At 48.2% G+C, this 22,570-nt stretch carries 17 protein-coding genes and 1 tRNA gene; 4 read left to right on the plus strand and 14 right to left on the minus strand.

Annotated elements, in window-relative coordinates:
- Window positions 1-2 precede the first annotated feature (2 nt).
- The 13 genes from FPG75_RS22055 to FPG75_RS22115 all read right to left on the minus strand — a co-directional run bounded on the left by FPG75_RS22055 (window position 3) and on the right by FPG75_RS22115 (window position 16,719).
- Window positions 3-959, minus strand: a complete 957-nt coding sequence (locus FPG75_RS22055) for an HlyD family secretion protein (protein WP_143310025.1) — start codon at window positions 957-959, stop codon at window positions 3-5.
- A 26-nt stretch (window positions 960-985) separates the two neighbouring features.
- Complete coding sequence (locus FPG75_RS22060; RefSeq protein WP_143310027.1) at window positions 986-2,392, minus strand: TolC family protein; 1,407 nt, start codon at window positions 2,390-2,392, stop codon at window positions 986-988.
- A 112-nt stretch (window positions 2,393-2,504) separates the two neighbouring features.
- Window positions 2,505-3,146, minus strand: coding sequence for a hypothetical protein (locus FPG75_RS22065; RefSeq protein ID WP_143310029.1), 642 nt, complete (start codon window positions 3,144-3,146; stop codon window positions 2,505-2,507).
- Between the two features lie 4 nt (window positions 3,147-3,150).
- Window positions 3,151-3,651, minus strand: a complete 501-nt coding sequence (locus FPG75_RS22070) for an RNA polymerase sigma factor (protein WP_143310031.1) — start codon at window positions 3,649-3,651, stop codon at window positions 3,151-3,153.
- A 144-nt stretch (window positions 3,652-3,795) separates the two neighbouring features.
- Window positions 3,796-4,260 carry a hypothetical protein gene (locus tag FPG75_RS22075; protein ID WP_143310033.1) on the minus strand — a complete coding sequence of 155 codons (465 nt, stop codon included), beginning with the start codon at window positions 4,258-4,260 and terminating at the stop codon, window positions 3,796-3,798.
- Complete coding sequence (locus FPG75_RS22080) at window positions 4,247-5,233, minus strand: TlpA disulfide reductase family protein (RefSeq protein ID WP_161596881.1); 987 nt, start codon at window positions 5,231-5,233, stop codon at window positions 4,247-4,249. The genes FPG75_RS22075 and FPG75_RS22080 overlap by 14 nt, the downstream gene beginning before the upstream one ends.
- A 73-nt stretch (window positions 5,234-5,306) precedes the next feature.
- The gene (locus tag FPG75_RS22085; protein ID WP_143310037.1) at window positions 5,307-6,491 is read right to left on the minus strand and encodes a TlpA disulfide reductase family protein; all 1,185 of its coding nucleotides are present in this window, start codon (window positions 6,489-6,491) and stop codon (window positions 5,307-5,309) included.
- A 47-nt stretch (window positions 6,492-6,538) separates the two neighbouring features.
- On the minus strand, window positions 6,539-8,710 hold the full coding sequence (locus tag FPG75_RS22090; RefSeq protein ID WP_143310039.1) for a carboxy terminal-processing peptidase: 2,172 nt from the start codon (window positions 8,708-8,710) through the stop codon (window positions 6,539-6,541).
- 179 nt (window positions 8,711-8,889) lie between these two features.
- The gene (locus FPG75_RS22095) at window positions 8,890-9,714 is read right to left on the minus strand and encodes a hypothetical protein (protein ID WP_143310041.1); all 825 of its coding nucleotides are present in this window, start codon (window positions 9,712-9,714) and stop codon (window positions 8,890-8,892) included.
- Window positions 9,715-9,741: 27 nt separating this feature from the next.
- Window positions 9,742-11,229: a RagB/SusD family nutrient uptake outer membrane protein gene (locus FPG75_RS22100; protein WP_161596882.1), complete on the minus strand. Its 1,488-nt coding sequence runs from the start codon at window positions 11,227-11,229 to the stop codon at window positions 9,742-9,744.
- Window positions 11,230-11,251: 22 nt separating this feature from the next.
- Complete coding sequence (locus FPG75_RS22105) at window positions 11,252-14,920, minus strand: SusC/RagA family TonB-linked outer membrane protein (protein WP_143310045.1); 3,669 nt, start codon at window positions 14,918-14,920, stop codon at window positions 11,252-11,254.
- 71 nt (window positions 14,921-14,991) lie between these two features.
- Window positions 14,992-16,125: a FecR family protein gene (locus FPG75_RS22110; protein ID WP_143310047.1), complete on the minus strand. Its 1,134-nt coding sequence runs from the start codon at window positions 16,123-16,125 to the stop codon at window positions 14,992-14,994.
- A 24-nt stretch (window positions 16,126-16,149) separates the two neighbouring features.
- Window positions 16,150-16,719: an RNA polymerase sigma-70 factor gene (locus tag FPG75_RS22115; protein WP_161596883.1), complete on the minus strand. Its 570-nt coding sequence runs from the start codon at window positions 16,717-16,719 to the stop codon at window positions 16,150-16,152.
- Between the two features lie 201 nt (window positions 16,720-16,920).
- Here FPG75_RS22115 and FPG75_RS22120 point away from each other — a divergent pair, with 201 nt between their 5' ends.
- The 4 genes from FPG75_RS22120 to FPG75_RS22135 all read left to right on the plus strand — a co-directional run bounded on the left by FPG75_RS22120 (window position 16,921) and on the right by FPG75_RS22135 (window position 20,510).
- Window positions 16,921-18,825: an AAA domain-containing protein gene (locus FPG75_RS22120; protein ID WP_143310051.1), complete on the plus strand. Its 1,905-nt coding sequence runs from the start codon at window positions 16,921-16,923 to the stop codon at window positions 18,823-18,825.
- 96 nt (window positions 18,826-18,921) lie between these two features.
- Window positions 18,922-19,008: transfer RNA gene (locus FPG75_RS22125), tRNA-Leu, on the plus strand.
- A gap of 114 nt (window positions 19,009-19,122) precedes the next feature.
- The gene (locus tag FPG75_RS22130) at window positions 19,123-19,314 is read left to right on the plus strand and encodes a hypothetical protein (RefSeq protein ID WP_143310052.1); all 192 of its coding nucleotides are present in this window, start codon (window positions 19,123-19,125) and stop codon (window positions 19,312-19,314) included.
- 11 nt (window positions 19,315-19,325) lie between these two features.
- Window positions 19,326-20,510 carry a nucleotidyltransferase family protein gene (locus tag FPG75_RS22135; protein WP_143310054.1) on the plus strand — a complete coding sequence of 395 codons (1,185 nt, stop codon included), beginning with the start codon at window positions 19,326-19,328 and terminating at the stop codon, window positions 20,508-20,510.
- Here FPG75_RS22135 and FPG75_RS22140 read toward each other — a convergent pair.
- A complete protein-coding gene (locus tag FPG75_RS22140) occupies window positions 20,494-22,569 on the minus strand; it encodes a prenyltransferase/squalene oxidase repeat-containing protein (RefSeq protein WP_143310056.1) in 2,076 nt (691 codons plus the stop codon). The two genes, FPG75_RS22135 and FPG75_RS22140, sit on opposite strands and share 17 nt — an antisense overlap.
- Between the last annotated feature and the right edge of the window lies 1 nt (window position 22,570).

A 22,570-nucleotide genomic window follows, 5' to 3' on the forward strand; every position in this document is an offset into this window, starting at 1 on the left:
GTTTATTTCAAAATAACACTCGCGTTTACCAGTATATCTTTGGTTTTGCTTTTATCTTTGGGTTGCACCTTGATCTCGTATACCGCGTCCTGTGGCTGGAAATCAGGGTAGGCCGTGGTGATATCTGCGTAGCGTGTCAGTTGTTTGATGTAGGCGATAGTGCCATCCAGTTCTTCCTTGTTATAGATCACTTGCAGTTTTACGTCCTGCCCTTTCTGATATTTTGCGATCTTGCTTTCTGGTATGGTAAACCGGAAATAGGTGCTGCCGGGGATATAGCCGTTGAACAGCGCAAAGCCTGCTGTGGCCAGCTCTCCGGGATTGAGGCTGATGGTTTCTATTTCCATATCGCTGGTGGCGATCACATAACGCTCGGAGTAGGCCACATTAGCTTCCTGCAAAGCGCCTTTGGCCTGAGATGCTTGTCCTGCAGCCATTTGCACCCTTTCTACGCGGGTGCCTTTTTTCACGTCATCGAGTTCGGCTACCACCGCATCGTATTGCGCTTTTGCGCCCTGCATTTTGGCATAGATCTCATCGTAAGCCTGCGGCGACATGAGGCTGTCGTTGAACATGTTGGTGGCGCGGTCAAATGATTTCCTGGCGAAGTCGTATTGTTCTTTCAGGCCTTTGTATTTGGCCTGTAATTGTTTCATCTGGTCGGCGGTGGCGCCGTTGCGCGCCATCTGTTCCTGTGCCGTGGCGGCATTCACCGCGCCTTGCGCCTGCGCAATTTTCGCCGACACTTCCGGGATGTCCAGCAGGGCCAGCGTATCGCCTTTTTGTACGGTTTGTCCTTCCGCTACATAAATTTTCAGTATCCTGCCCGTAACTTTTGGTGCAAAGGAGATAACATCCTTTTTTGATTTCCCTTCGAAATTATCTGCTCCCCGTTTCTGCGGGCCACAACTTGTTAGCGCCAGTAAACTGATAAAGCATATGCGGGTAATTATTTTCATCTTATAGCGATTAAGTTTAGCAATGATTAGTACAGTTTGCTCACATCGAGTTCCTGTGTGGAGCGCATCAGTTCAATGGCGGCCCTGCGTTGATTGAAGATGGCATTTTGATAATCCAGTTCCGCCGCTTCCAGGTCGTTCTCTGCTTCTATCAGCTGTGTAGATTTTGACAGTCCGTACCTGAACTCCTTTTCTGCCGTTACCAATGCATCTCCTGCCATCTCCTTCTGTTTTTTCTTCAGCGCAATTTGCGCGTTGGCAATATCATAGTTGGATTGGTTGTTGGCCTGGTTGAGTGTGAGCTTGCGTAATGCATCATACTTCTGGTTCTGTAGCAGTTCCTGGTCGATGCGTGCAGTTGCTATCGCGTGCTTGCCTTCTCTGCCATCAAATATCTCCCATTTAAATCCTACGCCGGCGGTGAGCAGGGGGAAGATATTGAGATTGGTAGGCCGCCAGTCCAGCTTTCGGCCGGGGTAACCGATGGCCGGTATCGGCGGGATAATATTATCAGATGATTTGATATGCGTGCCATACAGGCCGATGTAATAGGTAGATGCCATCAGCTGTACTTTGGGAATCCACCAGGTTTGTTCCGCCTTGACCTTATAGCTGGATGCATTGATGCCGTGGTTCAGTGCACGGATCTCGGCGCGGTCTTCAATTGTTTTTTGCGGCGTGGTGGGCACCACCGGCAGCAGCACCGGATTGATCTGCCGGAGACGGTCTTTGCTGATGCCCGTCAATACTTCCAGTTGCGTGAGCAGCAATTCCTTTTTGCCTTCATACTCTGCTACTTTGGCGTCCAGCGTGGCTTGCGCCAGTTCTATTTTTTTATGATCGTATGGTGTGATCAGGCCGTATTGCAGGGCTTTGTCGGCAGTTTTGCGGTTTGCATCGAGCCTTCGTTTGCCTTCATCCAATACTTTCTTTGATTGATATACCAATGCCAGCTGGTCATAGGCGCGGGAGATCAGGGCCACCACTTCATCGCTGGTTTTCTCGAGCAGCATATTTTCCGAGAGCTTTTTTTCTGCGAGGGCTTTGCCGAGATATTTCACCTTTCCGCCGGAATATAGCAGCATCCTGGCATCTGCCTTTGCCAGTCCTGAAAATCCGGATACGTTGATATTATTATTGTATTTACCTTCCGGAATATTCAGAAAAGGTTGGAGGTTCAGCTCCGGGGAGATCACACGTGCGGTAGCATTGAGATAGCCGGCCATACCACTTACTTCCAGTGTGGGGAGGTACACATCTTTCAGTTTATGCTGATCGAGGCCAGTGAGCTTGTTTTTGGTAAGTTGCGCCCTGAGGTCTGCATCCCTTACCATCGCGCTATCCAGCAGCTCCCTGAATCCAGGGGCCGTTTGTGCGTTACCGTAGTGAAAGCATATCAGCGACAGCAGCAGGAATAACAACTTACGGTTCATTGGCGAAATATATTTAAATCCGACACGGTTCATTCTTCAAATTAACAACAAAAAGAACGAATGGTTGATTTCCTGCGTAAAATCGATCATTTATATATGAAGGAAAAGCATATTATTCATAAGCTTTCATCTCTTCCAACAACTCCATCGACTTCAACACCGGTGTCCATTCTGTTCCCCTGAAAATAAAGCGGAACCATTTTTCCTCCCTGTTCTCATAACGGATATGGATGAACAGCCAGATGGCCAGGGCCGTAAAAGCCAGTGTGATGGCGACTGACAGCGCACACCGCATCGGGCTTGACCCATCAAACATGTTGCCGTTCCAGTAAAAGGTGGTCCAGAAAGGCATTTGCAGAAAAAGTATCCGGGTAATCCAGAAAGTGGAAGACCGTAAGCGGGCCAACTTCTCCTGCGTAGCGAATACGGGTTCGGTGATATCCACCTGCCGGATCAGTATCACCTGGTAGCCGTATATGCCGATCGCAAGTTTGTTAAACAGGGAAATGATGATCATCGATACCAGGAAGAATGGGCTGGCGGCATGAAACAGGCGGATAACCAAAACGTCCAGGAAGCCCGCCCACAACAGGCCTGCTATGATGGCAAATATTTTCAATGGTGTCATGGAACGCAGGAGCGATTGTATTTTCATATGCGTGATATCGGCTGCATTTTTTTTATTGAGAGAAAGAGATGCATCGAGCCGCTGGCTGTATGATCTCCATAGATCAAGCAATTCTATATCTTCCATAATACTATTTTTGAAGGGTAGAGAATTTCTGTTGAAGCAGTTTTTTAATACGGGCAATACGGGTGCTGACATTCGTCACTGAGATACCGGTGATCTCTGCTATTTCCTTTTGACTTTTTTCTTCCAGGTACAGGAGCAGGAGCGCCTTGTCCAATTCCTTCAGTTCAGTGATAAAACGTTGCAGTAAGCGGAGCTGCTCTGCATTTTCAGGCGGCGCCTCTTTATCAGACAGGCTCAGGATACCCTCAGATAGCGGGCTGGCGATCTCTTTCCGCCGCCTTTCCTTACGGTAGAAAGAAATAGCAACGTTCAGGGCTATACGATATATCCAGGTGGAGTACTGATAGGCATCGTTGTAGCTGCTGAACGACCGCCACAACTGTACACTGATTTCCTGAACCAGGTCTTTCCTGTCTTCCGGATCGTGGCAATAGGCGTTGGCCACCTTGTAGATGATGCCTTTGTGTGCCTGCAGGATGGCCAGGAAATGATCCGTTGCGTTCATGTTGCGCTTACTGTTTCTTCATTATTCGCACCACCGCTCAAAAAATCACACAGCAATTTACAAAATGCAAAAAAAAATGCCGGCCAAGAAAAGCCGGCTGTGATTAGTAGCTGAATTACCCGGCCGAGGGAAGGCCGGTTCCTGTTAGAAGGTTATATCCAGGGCATGTTTGCCCTGATAATGAATATTGATCTTTTTTGAAAACCACCCTACCCTGCCCGACATAGTGCCGGCGAAGGATATCTCCACGGAATCACCGAGGTTGATACCGCTGTTGCCCAGCGCGGCAAAATCAGGTTCCAGCACTACCGGAATGGAAAAGGTGGCATGCGCCGGCACGATCATCACCGTATCGATCCTGACATGACCGAGATGGAAGGTATCCAGCTTCATGTCCAGCTCTCCGCCAGTGAAGGTGAAACCATAATTGTTAGGATTATAGTAAACCCCTGTTACGCGCAGTGCGGGCTTATTGGGCGTTACGTTAAAAACCTTGACGCTCAGCCTACGGGGCAAGCGGGCCTCCGGCGTTTTAAAAAAGGAGCATGACGACAGGAACAAAGCAAGCAGCAATAGTCCCCATGCGCTGCGGTGATTAAAGTAGCTCATCCAGTTTTTTTTCCAATTGATCTTTTTTATAGGAATCGAGTGAAGCGGCAATCTTTCCATCTTTGCCCATCACGATCACGTGAGGGATGTAGAAGATGTGCAATGCTTCCTTCACGCCTTTACCGTCCTGAAACCCGCCATCTGCCAGCGTTTGCGGCCATTCCATTCCCAGCTCTTTCATGGCTTTCTGCCAATTTGCTTTTTCATCGTCTACAGAAACACTTACGAACACCACGCCTTTATCTTTATATTTTTTGTAGTGCTCACGCAGCGTGGGGATATAGGCACGGCATGGCGCACACCAGCTGGCCCAGAAATCAAAGACTACGATTTTACCGGCGAGACTTTTCACAGTGAAGGGTTGTCCTTTTGCATCCGTCATTTTCAGATCCGGGAAAGCATTACCGGCGCTGGCTTTCGTAAGCGCGGCAATTGCAGCGTCCAGGCGTTGGCCAGACCAGCTATTTAAAGCGTCGGGGCCTAACAAGGCGCGGGCGGCGGTAGCCTTTTCCAGCGTAGCGGTATTTTCGCGGAGCGCCAGGTAGGCAGCTATTTCCGTATTGGGATGTTGCTGAATGTATTCCAGCGAAGGTGCAGGCTTGCTCATGTATGCCTGCCATTCGTCGTTCAGCTTGCCTCCTTTCAGTTGGGTGGCAGACAAGGAATCCAGGCTGCAATCAATGGTATAGTTGGTATTCTCCAGGTACACATACAAATACCTGGTGCTGATCTTCAACTCCACCAGTGCCGGGTGTTCCAGCTTGCCGCTGTAAATGAACTCGCCATTCATGATGCGCGCTTTCGTTGGTATCGCTTCTTCTTTTTCATCCTGCGTAAGATGCACAAAACGGGCGATCACCACGGAACCACTGATAACGCCGCTCACTCTTCCCTTGATCACAAATCCTTCTTCTGCCATGCCCAGCATAGGTAACAGCAGCAGGAAAGCAATTTTCAACAGTTGTTTTCTCATAATAGCAATCTTGTTAAACAGCGGCCACGCCTGTGGCGCGGCCTGCTGTAAGGGTTTTTTAATGGCGGTTTTCTTATTGTATTGTGGCTGACAGTTTTTTGTCGAGATTATCATCGTAAAGATCCATCGCCAGCACTTTACCATCCGGGCCTACCAGTATGTTAGACGGAATGTAGGTAACGCCATATGCTGCTGCCGCAGCGTCGGCCCAGCCTTTCAGCTCGGATATCTGGAGCCAGGTCAGTTGTTCTTTCTGGATCGCTTTTACCCAGGCTTCTTTTTTGGAATCGAGGGAAACACCGAGGAGCACAAAGTTTTTGTCTTTATACTTTTCGTTAGCGGCCTTCAGGAAAGGTACCTGGCCTTTGCAGGGGCCGCACCAGCTGGCCCAGAAATCGATCAGCACATACTTTCCTTTGAAATCCGCCAGGGATACCTGTTTGCCGTCTACGTCAGCAAGGGTGAAGTTGGGCGCGTCAGCGCCTACTTTAGGACGGTTGGATGGATCGGCAGACTTCTCATCGCTCATTTGCAGAGAAATCGGAGAAGGATCAATTTTGCCGGGATATTTATAGCGCATCAGGATGCGGGATGCTTTCGCATGTTCGCCAAGGCCTTCATACAGCTGCTCCCGTTCTTTCGCGTTGCTGATGAAGCAGGTCAGGAGATAGCCGCTAAGACCTGAATTCGGATGGTCTTTGATCCATTTTACATACTGCTTGTGCATGATGCTGTCCAGTACGCCAGCTCTCTTCGATACAGAATCGGCTTTATCTTCATCTCCCAGCTTTACCGCTGCATTATAGGCCTGGCGCAGTTCTTCCAGCTCTTTGCCCATTCCTCTCTCGCTGCTTACCATCGCCATCACTTCTTCGTTTTCCTTTACCCAGGGAGCGCCGCTGAACTTCGCGCCGGTGAGGCCATCGCCTTTACCCGTGATAGTCATCTTCCCGTCTTCCACGTACATTACAGCAGTGCGATTGGCATTATAAGTAGTGCCGATGATGAGGATATACATGCTGCCGCCTTTGGGCATGGGCATCTTCAGGTTGAAGCCATGGTTTTTAGTGCGCGTGCTGTCGATATCGCCGGAGTAGGGCTCATAGAGGTACACCACGGAATCATTCGGCAACCGGTCGATCTTCGCGGAGATCTCCGCTACCTTGTTATTATCATTTTTGAAAGTGATCTGTTGTTCCTGCGCCAGTGCTTGCAGACTGCCGGCGCAAAAGAGCAACACAAGAAGTTTTTTAATCATGATGTAATGCTTTTAGTGATTTTAAAGTGTGACAACGGGATATGCAACTATAAGCGGTTCGACAGCATATCTTCCAGTACAGATACTGTTTGATCTAAATAAATATCCTTGCTGAGTTTCTCCAGCCAGGCCTTGCTGCGGAGCTCTTCACCGGGCGTTGTTTTAAGCGTAGCCGGATTGACGCTGCGCAGCAGCGCAGGCGCTACAAGCAGGGTATGACCGGCGGGCAGTTCCCTGTCTTGCTGGATGCGCTTTTCACAGCTGTGCGCCGCGCTGTATGCTTTCCTGAAATCTTCCAGGTTGAGCAGCATTGTTTTATTACGCAGTGTTTTCAGTTGCGCCATGTTGTTGTCGATATCTGCGAGTGCGGGCGTAGCTTTGATACGTGCATTGGCCAGCTGGATCACTTTTTTGAGATCGTAGCCGCTTTTCACTTTATCGAAGGGCAGCAGTTTCAGGGTATCGTTGGGCAACGCTGAGCTGAAATCCTTTTCCATAATGGATTCCAGCGACATGCGGTTTTGCAGGACGATATCAGGAGTAACGCCATTCAATTGTGTAGCGGCACCTGTGATGCGATAGAATTTTTGCAGCGTAAGACGCAGGGTGCCGTAAACGGTATCCGGTATATTTTTGGCCACATCGCCGGATTTGCCCAGGCTGAAACCCGATTGCGCAGTGCCTTTACCGAAGGTGGAAGCCGTACCGATGATGATGCCACGGCCCAGGTCCTGCATGGCGGCAGAGAATATTTCAGAAGCAGAAGCACTGCCTTCATCTACCATCACGGTGAGCGGACCATCATAGAGCGGGCCCATAGCGGGAGAGGTATAACGTTGCAGGCTATCTTTTGAACGCAGCCAGGAGATGGGGCTGGCGGGCACAAAGCCGGCGCACATGCGCACTACTTCGTCGAGCGCACCGCCGGGGTTACCGCGGAGATCCATGATGATGCCATCTACTTCATTCTCTTTCAGCTTTTCTATTTCTGTCCATACGTCGCCGGCGCAGCCTTTGAGGCCCGTTCCACTTGCATCTACGTAGAAGGTGGGCAGATAGATATAACCAAATTTTTTCCCGTTCTTCTCAATCAACGCACTCTTGGCCCTGTTCTCGGTATCGATCACCTCATCTCTTTTCAGGGTAACGGTTCTGGCCTGTTCGCCGGGCTGCTGCAATTTCAGGGTGATGGAAGTGCCTTTATCACCACGGATCATAGCGGTAACATGTGTGGCGTCCATGCCGTTGATGGGCACCATTTCACCTTTGCTGTCCATGATGGCAACGATGATATCGTTTTCTTTCACTACGCCGCTTTTATAGGCAGTGCCACCGGGCATCATCCTTTTCACAAAGAAGTCAGATTCTTTAATACCCAGCTCGATGCCGAGACCGTAGTAACGTTTGGTGAGCATCTCGTTGAAAGAGCGGTCGTCCGGCGCAATGTAGGCAGAATGCGGGTCTACCTCTCCTATCATTACTTCCATGAACTGCGTGAATTTCTCTTTCATCGCATCTTTCGAGGTACTCTGACGGAAATATTCTGCATACCATTTGCGTACGTTTTCGCGCGCCTTGGCTTCGATGGCGGGGTTGAATGTTTTCTTCGCCGCTGTAGCCGCGGTATCCATTTCCATGTAATGACGCAGCGTGTAATATTTGAGGAACCGGCGCCAGCTGTTTTCGCGGGCCTGTTCATTGGCAGGGAATGGCCAGTTTTTATTCCAGGCTACCTCCACGGATTCATGCTGCTGCATATCGAAAGGCTGTTGCAGGATACGCATGCAGATGCTTTCTGCTTCCCTGATACGCTTGCTGTAGATGGCATAGGCCGCATCGAAGAAGGCGCTGGAACCATCGTTGATGGCTTCATCGATCTTGTCTTTATAGGTAGATAATTGTTGGATATCTTCCTGTAAAAAAATATCATTGTTAGGATCCAGTACATGCATGAATTTCTCCCACACTTCGCGGCTGTAGGCGTCATCTACTCCATGATAATTGAAATGGTCTTTCTTTATTTTTTTGAATGCGGAGGCGATGGCGGCGCCGCGATAACCAGGCTGACTCACATCTGTCATGGGTGGTATGGTAGGCGTTGATGGCTGAGCTGGCATGTTCATCGGTATCGGCGGCCGTGACTGAGCTATCGCGCGGGGTCCTGTGAATGCCGCAGCAGCGGCCAGCAGCAGGATTTTCGTTCCCTGGCAAACTTTCATACTCTTGCTAATTAAGGCTGATAATTGATTAAGGCGTTTCTGTATAAAAGGCAACAACTGCGGAAAAAAGGGTGAAGCGGATGTAAGAAAAAATAATGCAGAAAAAAAAGAAACCTCCTGAACAGGAGGTTTCTCATTTGGGGATAACAACACCAATAAATCTAATGGAGACGGATATTTTAAGGGAGGTTACCAATAGCTTGCAAATCGACACCATACATGTTAATGAAATAATTCACAACGATGGTATATCGTTTCATCACTAATCCATTCACATCTACATCCGGGCTGAGCGGATGACCGGGCGAGCTCAGTTCATCATAAGAATGACCGGTGATCATTTGCACATATCCCAGGAGGTCCGTAGCCACATTGAGTTCCGAGAATTGCGCCACGGAATCCACTACGCCAAGGGCATACCTGTTATCGTTGCCCACGGAGCCATAGGATGATGGCGCTGTGCTCATAAAATCATCCGGTATGGCGATATTTGCCACGCGATAAGCTCTTTCCATATAGTTGCGGTGCGCCAGCCCGCGCAGTTGCCTTAACTGTTCAGGTGTTTGCTGTGGCAGCGTGCTGTTGGCATAACCGAAAGCCAGCATGCTGCCGGTGGCGGCAAAGGCTTTGGTTGCTCCAATGGTATCAACGATCTGCCTGGCGAGCAGTATTTTAAACGGTAATGTTTTTTGTAAAAAAGATTCCGGATAACAATTGAACAGTTGTGATTTCAGAAATGCCAATGCCTGTGGAATGTAGGCGGTATCGGCCACATAGGCGGTATCTGTTCTTCTGTCGATATAGTTATAATCGAAATCGTGTTGTGTAAATTTATAGAGGATATAGCTGCCGTATTGCTTGTGAAAGGCAACGATGGAATCATCATAGCTTTGATGGCCCTGCGGCAATATATAGATGGGCCGCACTGGATCGGGCGTGATCGCTGCTTCTTTATGGCAGGCAGATAATATCGCGAGCGTTGCTATCAGGAAATATATTCTCATCACTGATTTTTTTTACGATTGAAGATTTTATTCCGGCTTCCTTGTGCCGTTGTATAACGGATTTTGTTCCAGTGCTGTATTGCGGGCAATAGCAGCATCCGGGATAGGCAGCACATAGGCAGGATCATGTGCTTTGAGCCTGAACACCTGTGTGGTGACGGCATCTGGCATATAGATATGTTTGATGGAAGGCATACCATAGCGGCGGAGGTCCATCCAGCGGTGGTTTTCTTCCATGAACAGTTCCCTTCTGCGTTCTGTGCGGCACATCTGTAGCAGCGCATCGGCGGGGCCTATGGTCCAGGGCTGGAAAGCTGATTTATCAATCCTGTTTGCGCGCAGGGTGTTGAGGCTGGTCAATGCCTTACCAGCGGCGGCGGTATTGCCGGTGGCCTTGTATTGCTGGATGTACGCCTCTGCCCTGTTGAGATAGGCTTCCGCGCTGCGCCAGGAAATGCCATCAGCCGAATTCGAACTGTTGATTGTCATTTTTGACATTTGATAGTCCGGGGCAATCCATTGTTTCAGCACACCAGGAATAGGATTAAAGGTGATCAGCGTACGCAGATCGGAGCTATCGAAACAATTGACCAGGTCATGTGACACATCAAAGGTGAGCGACATCCCTGCCGGGCTATACTCAATGGAACTTGCATAGGTAAACAGGCTCTCGATGCAATTGGCGCCGGTAACCGGTTTGCCGGGATCCGGTGCGCCGCCCCAGGTGTTGAGGTCCATGAGCTGCGGGTGATACATGAGTACGATATCTGCATGTTGAATGGCCTTGTCCCATTTTTCCATATAGAGATAAATCCTGCTGGCCAGCAGATGCGCTGCCACAAAAGAAATGCGGTAAGGAGAGGTGTTGGATTTAACTTTATCCAGCAGATAGGTAGCACTGTCTATATCACTGCTGATCTGGTCATACACCTCCTTCACCGAATTTCTTGGCATGGGCGCATCCGTGAGGTTGGCAGATGTTCTGATGGGAATGCCCGGGCTTTTATCAGGCGTGGTGCTGGAATCATTGTATGGCTTTGCATAGAGGTTCACGAGCATAAAATGATAGAATGCCCGCAATGCATATGCTTCTCCTTTGAACTGGTCTTTTTGTGTTTGTGAGCCTGTTGCATGATCGATGTATTGCAGCGTTACGTTAGCGCCCAGCAAGAGGTGATAATATTTTTCCCAGGTATTGAGCTGATCGCCAGCATAGCCTGCTGCGGCGGCCCTTGCAAAGAAATCAGGTTGCCATTGAAATATGGATGAGGGAGTGATGCGATCAGAGAGGCTGACAGCATTTGCAGCACTTACATAACACTGAATGTCATCATCCAGAAAAAGTCTCCAGGTTTGAATAGCACTATTCAGGCCCGGATAGCCATCCGAATATAATATCTCTCCATAATCGGCAGCTGATTTGGGCACCAGGTCGGTCTGGGAATATTCCTGCAGGAATTTTTTGCAAGACATCAAGCACAGGGCGCCTGCTATAACGATCAATATCTTTTTCATGTCAGCAATTTGAATGTTTATATTAGAAAGCAGCACTGAGGGAGAACGCGTAGGTTCTGGCCATGGGCAAGGCATTATAGCCAGAATTAAAATCGCTGATCTCCGGATCTTGTCCATGCAATTGACGATTGGCGATCGTGAAAAGATTGCTCACATTAAAGCCCACCGTGATATTTTTCAAAGTTTTTGTTGCCAGATACCTGGTTGGAATAGTATAGTTCACGGCGAACGAATTGCAACGGAGGTAATTATTGGTGATCGTTCTGATATCCGACAGGATGTAGGCCTGGTAAGGATTCACCCGGATATACTGTCCTGCTGTATTTGATGAGTTGATCTGCATGTAATAAGGCACATTCAACCAATTGCTGTAAGGAATATCACTGACGATACCCGGAATATTGGTTTTTGTTTCGTCGCCTGGTTTGCGCCAGCGGTCGAAATAAGTAACAGGCACATTGGCGTATGGCGATGGCACAGAGTTATAATCACTGTTCAATACAAAGGGGCTGTTCAAGCGCTTGGTACTACCAAGGCTGAGATAGAAGCCGGCATTTACTGACAGTGATTTGTAGCGGAAAGTGGGCGAAAAACTCAGGTAAACCCTGGGTTCACTTTGTCCTGAATACACGAGGATATCATCGGGATTATAAGTTTTGTTTTTCTGATCGAGCTTATCGAACAACGGAGTACCATCCGTATGGCTCAGGCCTGCAAACTTATAGGAATAGAAACCGCTCACAGGCCTGCCAGGCAAGTGTCCTGTGCCATCAAACAAATTGAAAAAAGCAGGCTGGCTTACGGTACTTGCCAGCTTGCTCATCGTTCTTGAAGCCGATGCCGTAATGGAGAGCTCCGTATTGGGCCTTCTTATCGGCACTACTGTCGCGGACAGTTCCCATCCGCTGCCATCTATTACGCCCTTGTTTCTGTACATCGAGTTCATACCGTATTCATATGGGATCGTGACGTTGTCCAGCAGGTCTACGGAGTGTTTAGTGTAGTAGTCAAACGCTACTGAAAGACGGTTATCAAAGAAGCCGATCACACCACCGGCATCCCATTGAGTGGTTTTTTCCCAACGCAGATCCGGATAAGGCAGTGTTTTGATGTGCAGGTAGGGCATCTGTGTACGGGCATTGTCAACATTGCTGCCGTTATAACCGGCTATCAGGTTAGGCCCCACTGAAGTCACGGCATTTCCTTGTGTGCCATAGGAAGACTTCAGCTGTAATGCGCTGATCCCCTTGGTGGGAAACCATTTCTCCGCGGATACATTCCATTGCCCGGAGAGGGTCCAGGTGGGCAGGAACCTGGAATTGGTGTACTGGCCAAAACGGTTGGTACCATCTGCCCTGATCGAGCCATACAAGGTATAGCGATTGGCCATGTTGTAGGCTGCCGTTGCAAAAATACCTACCCTATTGTTACGCGTGTCCAGCAGTGAATTGTAATTGATATATTTTCTGCCATTATCAGAAGCAAAGAAGGTTTTTCCTCTTTCCGGGAAATACCCGGCCTGGATAGAAGTAGATCCATCTGCCTTGGTGGAACTTATTTCTTCATTTAAACTAACGCTGAACAGGTCGCGGTCCTTGAACAGGCCAAGGCTATAATCAATGCTGTTGGTGATAGACAAGGTAACCCCGCGTTGATTGTTAGCAGTCAGCACACCGCCGGCAGGTAAATAGGATAGTTTGATATACTCTTCAGTGGGCGTCCAGTCCAGGTTCCATTGACGTTGCTTGGCAGCTGCATAAGACTGCTGATCAAAACCTGTTTGCCCTTCTGCGCTATTGATCACGGCACTGGCATTACTGCGCAGGCTCAGCCCCCTCAACAATTTGTATTCGAGTTGTACAGCCATTGCCGTGTTCTGTGTTTTGGCGTTGTTGAAAGTATGCTGCAGATCATTCAACATATTAAACTGAAGCGGCGGATTGATGACAGGCCTCAGCTGCTGGCCTTGCCCTAACACTTCGCCATTCACCACTAAACCGCGCGACAGTGGATAGAATACATCAGGACTAAAGCCCCGGTTGGTTTGTATCGCATAGGCCAATGGAGATATTGTGGGATAAAAGCTGTTGATCTCTTTATAGTTTTCCTGCAGGGATACATAAATATTCAGTTTCTTGCCCAGCTGGGTCTGCAAGTTGAATAATGCGCCATAACCTTTGTTGTTATCGCCGACAGCGCTGGACTTACTATCAGCATAGCTCAGCGAAACACGATAGGTAGTTTTACCTACCCCACCGCTCATGGCCAGGTTGTGTTGCATGCTGACTGCATCCCGAAATAATAATTTGAACCAGTCTGTATTACGTGTTTCCATCTGCCCCACCTTGGCGTTAAACTCCGCTTCTGTGATCTGCCTTGCATACAAGGCACGCAGCAAGCCTTCATAAGAAACGGTTTCAGGGAATCCGCTAAATTGGTCAGAGAAAGTAGCGCCATCTTCCTGCAGCTGCCTGGAAAGCTCCACGCGCTGCTTTGAGTTCATGAGGTTGAGACGATTATAATTAGGGCGTTGCTGAAACGAGCAATTCGTATTGTAGCTGATCTGCAAGGGGCCGGCCTTTCCCATCTTGGTGGTCACCACGATCACCCCGTTGGCAGCGCGCGTACCATAGATAGAAGTGGCGGCCGCATCTTTCAGGAAGGTGATGCTTTCCACATCATAAGGGCTCAAACCACTGATAGCATTACCCATCAGGTCAAAGTTGGATTGTGCGACGCCCGCGCCATCGATCAGGTTATTGACGATCGCATTGGAGAGCTCTACTGGTTCGGGGCGGATCACGCCATCTACCACCCACAGCGGGGAAGCGTTACCCAGCAAAGTGGAGGTTCCCCTGATACGCAGTTTAGGCTTGGCATTCACGCCACCGGAAGTATTCAGTACCATCAGGCCAGGCACCTTGCCCTGCAACATTTTATCGATGGTAGGCATACCTGGTTGCATCATTTCCGCAGCAGTGAGTTTGGTAACAGCGCCGGTAAACAAGCGTGGGTCCATCTTCTGGTAACCATTTACAATCACTTCTTTTATCCCCTGTGCAACGGTATCCATTTTAAAAACCAACGGCGATGCTACGTCCTTACCAATCTTGTAAGTGATCGTTTTCATACCAACGCGTGAAAGGCTGATCTGCTCATTCACCCAGGGGATGAGCAGAAACGTGCCATCCGCCTGAGTGACTGTCATCTCTTTGGAAGTAAGGCCCTGAATACTTACGCCCGACAAAGGGTTGCCGTTGTTGTCAGTAACGCGGCCCTGTATCACTCTTCCTTCTTTATTCTTCCCTGTTTTTCTGTCGGTTTCGTAGATCACTACCCCTTGCATGGCTACACTGAAAGACAGGCCCGTATTGGCTAATACCTGTTTCAGCAAGGCTTCCAGCGTTACGTTATCCATTTTCACCGTAACGGCCGGCTGGCGGTCGATCACCTCCGTATTGTAAGTGAAACGCACTTTCGTTTTTTCACGGATGTCTTTCAACACCTTGCTCAATGGTGCATGATTGGCTTCGTACGATATTCGTTTCGACAAGATCTCCTGATCGGCATTATCCTGTGCATATAAACCGGTAGCGGTGTGCAACAGTAAAAGCAATAGCAGCAAGGGACCATACAAGACAAAGCTTTTCACCTCCTTCCCAAGGAAGGATCGCGCGGTTAGTTTTCTCATTTTGGTTGATATTATGGTTTGGCCAGGCAACGGACAAATTGCCTGTGATCTACATGACGGCTGATCTTTTATTATTTACTATTACTGTTATTTTTCATTGTTACATGTACGGTTCTATCTTCCACTCTAAATTGAATATCGTTACTGCTCCGGTTGATCTGTGTCAGCACATCCTGTAAATAGGAAGGCTTGTGCATGCCCAATGTGAATCTCATTTTTCCCGCGGCGGGATCATCGAATATAAAGTTGTAATCGTAGTTGCGCGATAATACTTTGGCGATATCCGTGAGTGGCGCATCATCGAAGAACAGTTCCCCGTCTTTCCAGGCGGTGTACATGTTTACATCAACAGCATGCTTGCTCAGGGCGTCCTTGCCGGAAACAGATTGTTCCCCTTCCTGCAACACCACCTGATCGTTGTTGACAGTCACCAGCAGCTTACCATTGGCGAGGGTGGTCACTACATCCATTTCATAGGTATTCACATTGAAAGCTGTTCCCAGTACTTTCATCGACACTTTCCCTGCATGCACAATAAATGGCCGTTGCGGATCCTGTGCCACGTCGAAAAATGCTTCTCCCGTTACATACACCTCACGTGTGCTGCCACTGAATGTTTCAGCGTAAACGATCGTGGTGGCAGCATTCAGCGACACATTGGTACCATCGGATAATTGCAGGCCGTATTGACGGCCCGCAGGTACATGGAGCGTATCCTGCACAGGCGCTGCCTCATGGCTGTTATTTTTCGTATAGGTGATAAGGGTAGAATCGGATTGTATCTGCGCGCCGGCAGTTTGTGCTATCTTTTGTTCGCTGGCGCCGAGGGTGAATATGTTGCCGCCATGCTTCAGCGTTACATTGCCGGATGGCGTGGCGGTGGCCAGTTCGCTGCGATGATGCCTGCGCCAGGGCGCCAGCATCCATATTCCGGCGCCGATGGTGAGCACCAGTAATGCGGCCACGAGCTGCCTTACGATCACCATACGGCGGATGCGGCGCTGTTCTCTTGCTGCTACAAATCTCTCCCATCCGGCGTCTTCAGAGAATTTACCTGCATGTAACCTTGCCTGCATTTCCCTGGCGGCAGCCAGCATCCCCCGCTCCTCTTCATTGAGCGACTCCGGGGCAGCGTTGCCATCCAGGACTTCCAACAGCTTGTCCCAGTCTATCCGTATATCATCATTATCGTTTGTATGCATCATAACTTATAATTAGGGCAAACAATTTTAAAAAAGGGTGAAGGAAGTAAGTAATTTGAAAAATAAAATCAGGAAAGCCGCTTTTATCATCCAGCCGCACTCTTTCCTTAAAAACTGCAAAGCCAGTTTGATCTGTGTTTTTACCGTGTTGATGGAAATGCCGAGCGTATCGGCGATATCCTTGTATTTCAGGCCGTCGCGGTTACTGAGCAGGAATATGCGGCGCCTTTGTTCCGGCAGGCGGGCAATGGCATCCCATAGCGCTTTATTACGCTTCTCCTCATCGGTATATTCCTCTCCTGGAAAATATTTTATCAGTTCTTCTATCAAATGAACCTCCTGTAAAGTTGTTTTACCGGATTTTTTGAGATAATTAAGGGACGCATTACGGATAGCGCGAACGGCATAACTCTTGAAGTTATGCGTGATGTGCAGCACTTCCCGCTTGCTCCAGCAATAGAGAAAAAAATCCTGCACGATGTCCATGGCGGCATCTTCATCTTCCACCATATAATACGCGATCGTGCACAAAAATTTATAGTGAAGCCTGAACTGCTCCTCAAAAGAAACGGCTTCTACAGATCCTGGTTGACGCATAGTGCACTTTGTATCTTCATTGTTTCCCGTACAAAGTATTGATAAATCCGGAATTATTTCCATCGATGGTAGCCAGCTGTTTTCCAAATAACTCTTAATTTATATATATAGGCTGGTTGTTCTTTCTTGTAAAAGATAAGACAACAGGGAGACGAAAACGGGTGAAGCCTCCCGCGCTTTTTTTTGGATTATCTTTGCGCGATGGATTATTTCAAGAAGCTGCTTGACCTATTAAAGACAGAACGGGAAGAAGACCGGCGCGCCTACCAGGAACTGACAGAACGCTCTTCTGTAGCGGATCGCAGGGCCAATGGCCTTAGCTGGTACCCTATCGCCATCCGTGGCTCCGAGATGAGCCGCGGCGATTACCTCACCGTAGAAGTAGAACGCACCACCCATCATGATATCCCGCACCAGCTGCGTTTCGGCGTGGCGGCAGTATTGTTCTCCAACCACGACCGCCAGCAGGACCAGGTAGCGGGTGTGATCACCCATCAGAGCGGCAACCGCCTGAAGATCACGCTGCGCACCGACGAGCTGCCGGAATGGGCCAGTAACGGCAAACTGGGCATCGACCTGCTCTTCGACGATAACAGTTACGACGAAATGCAGCACGCGCTGAAACAGGCCACAGCGCTGAAAGACAAGCCCGCGGAGGGCCGCCTCATCAGGGTGCTCACCGGCGAAGCCGCTCCCGCCTTCCGGGATGATATCCCCGCATTCACGCATCCACGGCTCAATGCCTCGCAACAGGCCGCCGTACAAAAAATATTATCCGCCAATGATGTGGCCATCGTACATGGCCCTCCCGGCACCGGTAAAACCACCACGCTGGTACAGGCCATCAAAGCCCTGATCCGGCAGTCGCCGCAACAGGTGCTCGTAGTGGCGCCCAGTAATACCGCCGTAGACCTGCTCAGCGAAAAGCTCGCTGAAGAAGGCCTCAACGTGTTGCGCGTAGGCAACCCTGCCCGCGTATCCGACAGGCTCATGGCCCTCACCCTCGATAGCAAAATGTCGGAACACACCAGCACGAAGGAGATCAGCCGACTGAAGAAGCAGGCCAACGAATTCAGGAACATGGCCCACAAATACAAACGCAACTTCGGCAAGGCAGAAAGAGAACAACGCAAAGCCCTCTTTGATGAAGCCCGCAATATCATGAAGGCGGTAGAAAATACCGAACAGTATGTTATTGACGATGTGATCTCGAAAGCACAGGTGATCACCGCCACATTGGTAGGCGCCAACCACTATACCGTGCGTAACCTGAAATACCAGACGGTTGTGATCGACGAGGCCGGCCAGGCGCTGGAACCCGGCTGCTGGATACCCATCCTGAAAGGAGAGAAAGTGATATTGGCGGGAGATCATTGCCAGCTGTCGCCCACCATCAAATCTACCGAGGCCGCACAGCAGGGCCTGGCTACTACCCTGCTTGAAAAATGCGCCACCCGGTATCCGGAAGCAGTAGTGCTGCTGGAAGAACAATACCGCATGCATGCCGATATCATGGGCTATTCATCGCGCATCTTTTATGCCGACAAACTCAGAGCGCACGCCTCTGTAGCCGGCCATCTGCTGCATGCCGCCGATACGCCGCTGTCATTCATCGATACCGCCGGCTGTGGCTTTGAAGAGCAATCCGAAGGCACCAGCACCACCAACCCGGAAGAAGCGGCCTTCCTCTTCCGCCACCTCAGCCGGATGGCAGCGGAACTGAGCCAGCATTACAGCAGCGCCGATTTCCCTACCATCGCGGTGATCTCTCCCTATAAACAACAGATACAGGTACTGAAAGAACAGCTGGAACACGCCCCAGCCCTGCATCCTTACGGCGACAAGATATCCGTTAATACCATCGACAGTTTCCAGGGACAGGAACGCGATATCGTATACATCAGCATGACGAGAAGCAATGCCGACAATAAAATCGGCTTCCTTTCGGAGATACGCCGCATGAACGTAGCCATGACGCGGGCCCGCAAGAAACTGGTCGTAATCGGCGATAGCGCTACGCTGTCGCAACTCCCGTTCTATGCGGATTTCATCAGTTATACCGAGCAGCGGAATGCGTATCAGAGTGCCTGGGAATTTGCAGAGTAATGCGGCTATATTGCGGCAATTTTCAAATTTTCTTCAAAAAAAATTTGGTGAAATCCTTTGTGTGCTTATCTTTGCACCCCTGACACATCAAAAGATGCCCAGATGGCGAAATTGGTAGACGCACTGTGTTCAGGTCGCAGCGCCTGCAAGGGTGTGCTGGTTCGAATCCAGTTCTGGGCACCAAAAAGGCTTGTAAGTTAAAACTTGCAAGCCTTTTTCTTTTAAAGCATCATATGAAACCTTCATTGAGCACATCTATTATTGATCATTTATCGTAAGTTAAAATAAATGACATAAGTGTCTGTCCAAAACGCCTTAAAAATAATACAGCAGTACAGAGAGCAGGAACGCGAAGATTGTCAGGTCCCTTTAACGCTTGAAGATATCGTTGATATGTCTGTCGAAGAAAATCTCCCTTTTTCTTTAGAAGAACTTAAGAAAGCTTTCCAGATTGATTGGGATATGCGTTGGCTTAAGTATTCCTGGTAACACATTTTTGTATGCTGAATATCGAGACATTAAAATGTTCCTATACAAATGAGGAAACATTGCTTATCCTGTTGACGCGTTTATACTTCGGAACACAGGATATTGAAGCTGTACATGCTTTCCTGGATAAAGAGGTTATTGACTGGAGTTCCTTTTATAAACTTATTCTGCATAATGATATCAGAGGGTTCATTTATGACATTATTACCACATTTCCAGTAGCAATCGATAAACAAATCCATGATACGCTAAAGAAGGACGCCATGGCGATCACTTTGGTAGGAGCTTACCAGGCCCGTTTGATAAGTCAATTGAAGATCGCTTTTGAAAAGTCGGGAATAACCGTGATTCCACATAAAGGAAGCGCACTGGCCGCGCGGTATTACAGAGCTCCCCTGTTAAGAGAAAGCTCGGATATAGATTTTTTAATAAATAAGGATGACCTACCTGAATTAAGAAAGTGCCTTCATGAAAACGGTTATGAGCAAAGATATTCTATCTCTGCACATCAGATGGGGTTCCTCCTGCGCTTTCACAGAGAGCTCTCTTTTAAAGCTCCCAAAGACAGGATGGGCATTACCTGCTCTGTAGAACTGCAATGGAAGCTGCTGGAACGTTACTGGGGGAAATTTTTCGAGTATGATTTTTTTGTTCAGCACCTGCAACCCTATATGGCCATGGACGGTACTTCACAGGTGGGCTTGGCTCCTACCTACGATTTTTTATGTGTAGCTTCCAACCACCTGATCAGAGAGCCGCTGTTGAAATTTAAGTATTTAATTGACTTAGCCTGTATGATTCAAATTTCTTCCAGTGAGTTGGATTGGGAAGAGATAAATTCACGTTTCAAGTTATACAACTATACTGCTTTCTTATGGTCCGGCATGAATGCTTTAATTGATATAGTAGGGCTTCAACTCCCTGTACCAGGCCTTCCGCCAGTGGCCTATCATTTATTTACGGCTACAGAAATCCAGATTGGCCGCAAAGCATTTTTCAATAAAATCAGGCTGACAAATTTAAAGCGATCATTTCTGGGAAAGATAAAATTCAGCGTGAAAGCCCGTTTATCTATCCTATTAGTACCTAACGTAAACGATTTGTCCATGACGAATGCGCCTGCATGGACCATCCCACTCATTATTCCCATGAAATCGTTCCGGCTCCTGTATTCATATATTACCAGGAAACATTAAGCCGGGCATACTTATTCAATGCATCCAATATGGTAACAGTAGCGAAGTTCTTTCTTTCGTCTGTTGTCACAAATATGTTTTCTCCATTTTCGTGATCGGTGTTGTAAGTCTCGGGAATTCTCAATTCTGCAGAAGGGTTCCAGTATCCTGCGGGCTGTTGAGCATGGAGGAGATCATTCAGCATTGCTTTTACCAATTCATGGTGCTGTTCACTATCGTATGAACATGATATTATTTTCAATAGAAGTGCTATTTTAAAATCGTTTGGAACGGGCTTATCCAGCTCTTTCCGGGCTTTATTGCAAGCCCAGCCTACGGCCATATCAATTTCCTTCTTATACTTGTCTGCATCTTTATTAAACAGGGCTTCCACGGTAAGTGCGGTGGCATATTCAGGGCCGTTCCACCAGTAGCTGTACCAATATCCTTCGGTATGCTGGTTCGCCAATAAGTAATCAATGGCATCCTGCTGGCCGGCCAGGGCATATGCGGCAGTAACGCAGTGATGCGGTATTTGCCAACCATTAAAATGTTGCCCATCGGTTTTCATGTTGTATTTTCCAACAGGTACATTTGGATCGTACGTGATAACACCGCCGTTTGCAGCAACATATCTGTTCATCATATCAAAACCAGGTTCCGGAAATTCATCAGCGAATGTTGCAGTATTTGCAAAAAGCCAGGTCCAGATAGTACTGTCTGCATCTGCTCTGTTCAAAACATTATACCCCCATCCTTCTTGTTCTCTATACCTGGTTTTCAAAATTCGCCAGGCGCGGTCCAGTGCTTCACTGATTCCAGGGTGCTTCAAACGTGCCAGATGACAGGCTACATAGGCCGTTACCCACTCATCGCTGATGCCGGTCTTTACATAAAAATCCTTCCACCATCCTGATTGTTGCTGGTTCGAAAGCAAATGATCAATTCCTTTAGCAATAGCTTGTTGAATAGCAGAAAGGGATACATGTTCCCGGTGCGCTTTCTTTTCCGTTTTAAGCCCCAGGTTTTTTTTCACCATCCATAAACTTCCATAACCCAGATAAGCCTTTAACGCTATCTCTTTATCAGGACAATAAGATAATTTCAAATGAGAGAGCTTTCTCTTTAAAAAAGTGAATTCGTTTTCCGGCTTTCTTAAAGATGCTATCCACAAATGTTCGGGCCAGTCATTCGTTTGCCCGGGGAATATCTCTTTATCCCAGTTTAATATGGCTTCTATCTTATCTTTTTTATAATGATGACACGTATTGATCTTCTCTATAAAAAAACGCCAGTAAGTATCGATAGGCGGTTGTTTGTCCCAAAAGCATTCAAAGCCAATCTTCGGAAAAACATTTTTTCCAATGTCGATACATAAAGTTACCCGGTCCGCATAGCTGTGTACGAATGATATCCAACGGTCGAGTGTCGGCCCCGTCCAGGCATAGCCTATTTTTTCCAGGAAGGGGGCTACTGCAGCCATAGGTAATTTTTTGATGTTTACCCGCAGCACGTCCACATCTCTGGAAAACATGATCCCCAAATATGCGATATAAGCCGGAGGCGGGCAAGCGTGAAAGATCGTTTCGAAAAGATCATAAAAGGACCGGTCTTCTCCCAATGTTTCTTTCAAAACAGTAAAACAGACATCCTTCCGGTCGATATCATCTAAACCTGGCTGCAATTCAAAAAACAATAAAGGAGTTTTTACGCCGGAGGGAAGCACATCTAATTCCAGAAAAACTTCCGTGATATTTTTATGATAAGAAGATAATTGATCCGCCCAGGTTTTAAAAAAATGGGAGATATGCTCATGCTCCAGATTTCCTGCAAACTTATTTTGCACCCAGTCTGAAAGTGCCGGCAGGTCATCTTCGTCTCTACGTATGCAGAGTTGCAGGTCTACTTGTTCGTGATGGTCAAGACGGCATTCCAATCCAAAGCGGATGAGTGGAGGAAAAAAATCCGCCGCAGTTTTTAACAAAGGCAGCTGCGCTGGTGATACCAGTGCCTGTGGAAGCGAATCACAAAAATCCCCTGTCGCTTTTAAAAGCGAGTATTCATCGAATGCTTGTTTCATA

Source organism: Chitinophaga vietnamensis, assembly GCF_902167635.1.
GTDB lineage: Bacteria > Bacteroidota > Bacteroidia > Chitinophagales > Chitinophagaceae > Chitinophaga > Chitinophaga vietnamensis.

What these genes read in the sequence shown, in the direction of transcription:
- FPG75_RS22055 (WP_143310025.1), bottom strand. Translation starts at nt 959, where the DNA reads ATGAAAATAATTACCCGCATATGCTTTATCAGTTTACTGGCGCTAACA.
- FPG75_RS22060 (WP_143310027.1), bottom strand. Translation starts at nt 2,392, where the DNA reads ATGAACCGTAAGTTGTTATTCCTGCTGCTGTCGCTGATATGCTTTCAC.
- FPG75_RS22065 (WP_143310029.1), bottom strand. Translation starts at nt 3,146, where the DNA reads ATGGAAGATATAGAATTGCTTGATCTATGGAGATCATACAGCCAGCGG.
- FPG75_RS22070 (WP_143310031.1), bottom strand. Translation starts at nt 3,651, where the DNA reads ATGAACGCAACGGATCATTTCCTGGCCATCCTGCAGGCACACAAAGGC.
- FPG75_RS22075 (WP_143310033.1), bottom strand. Translation starts at nt 4,260, where the DNA reads ATGAGCTACTTTAATCACCGCAGCGCATGGGGACTATTGCTGCTTGCT.
- FPG75_RS22080 (WP_161596881.1), bottom strand. Translation starts at nt 5,233, where the DNA reads ATGAGAAAACAACTGTTGAAAATTGCTTTCCTGCTGCTGTTACCTATG.
- FPG75_RS22085 (WP_143310037.1), bottom strand. Translation starts at nt 6,491, where the DNA reads ATGATTAAAAAACTTCTTGTGTTGCTCTTTTGCGCCGGCAGTCTGCAA.
- FPG75_RS22090 (WP_143310039.1), bottom strand. Translation starts at nt 8,710, where the DNA reads ATGAAAGTTTGCCAGGGAACGAAAATCCTGCTGCTGGCCGCTGCTGCG.
- FPG75_RS22095 (WP_143310041.1), bottom strand. Translation starts at nt 9,714, where the DNA reads ATGAGAATATATTTCCTGATAGCAACGCTCGCGATATTATCTGCCTGC.
- FPG75_RS22100 (WP_161596882.1), bottom strand. Translation starts at nt 11,229, where the DNA reads ATGAAAAAGATATTGATCGTTATAGCAGGCGCCCTGTGCTTGATGTCT.
- FPG75_RS22105 (WP_143310045.1), bottom strand. Translation starts at nt 14,920, where the DNA reads ATGAGAAAACTAACCGCGCGATCCTTCCTTGGGAAGGAGGTGAAAAGC.
- FPG75_RS22110 (WP_143310047.1), bottom strand. Translation starts at nt 16,125, where the DNA reads ATGATGCATACAAACGATAATGATGATATACGGATAGACTGGGACAAG.
- FPG75_RS22115 (WP_161596883.1), bottom strand. Translation starts at nt 16,719, where the DNA reads ATGCGTCAACCAGGATCTGTAGAAGCCGTTTCTTTTGAGGAGCAGTTC.
- FPG75_RS22120 (WP_143310051.1), top strand. Translation starts at nt 16,921, where the DNA reads ATGGATTATTTCAAGAAGCTGCTTGACCTATTAAAGACAGAACGGGAA.
- FPG75_RS22135 (WP_143310054.1), top strand. Translation starts at nt 19,326, where the DNA reads ATGCTGAATATCGAGACATTAAAATGTTCCTATACAAATGAGGAAACA.
- FPG75_RS22140 (WP_143310056.1), bottom strand. Translation starts at nt 22,569, where the DNA reads ATGAAACAAGCATTCGATGAATACTCGCTTTTAAAAGCGACAGGGGAT.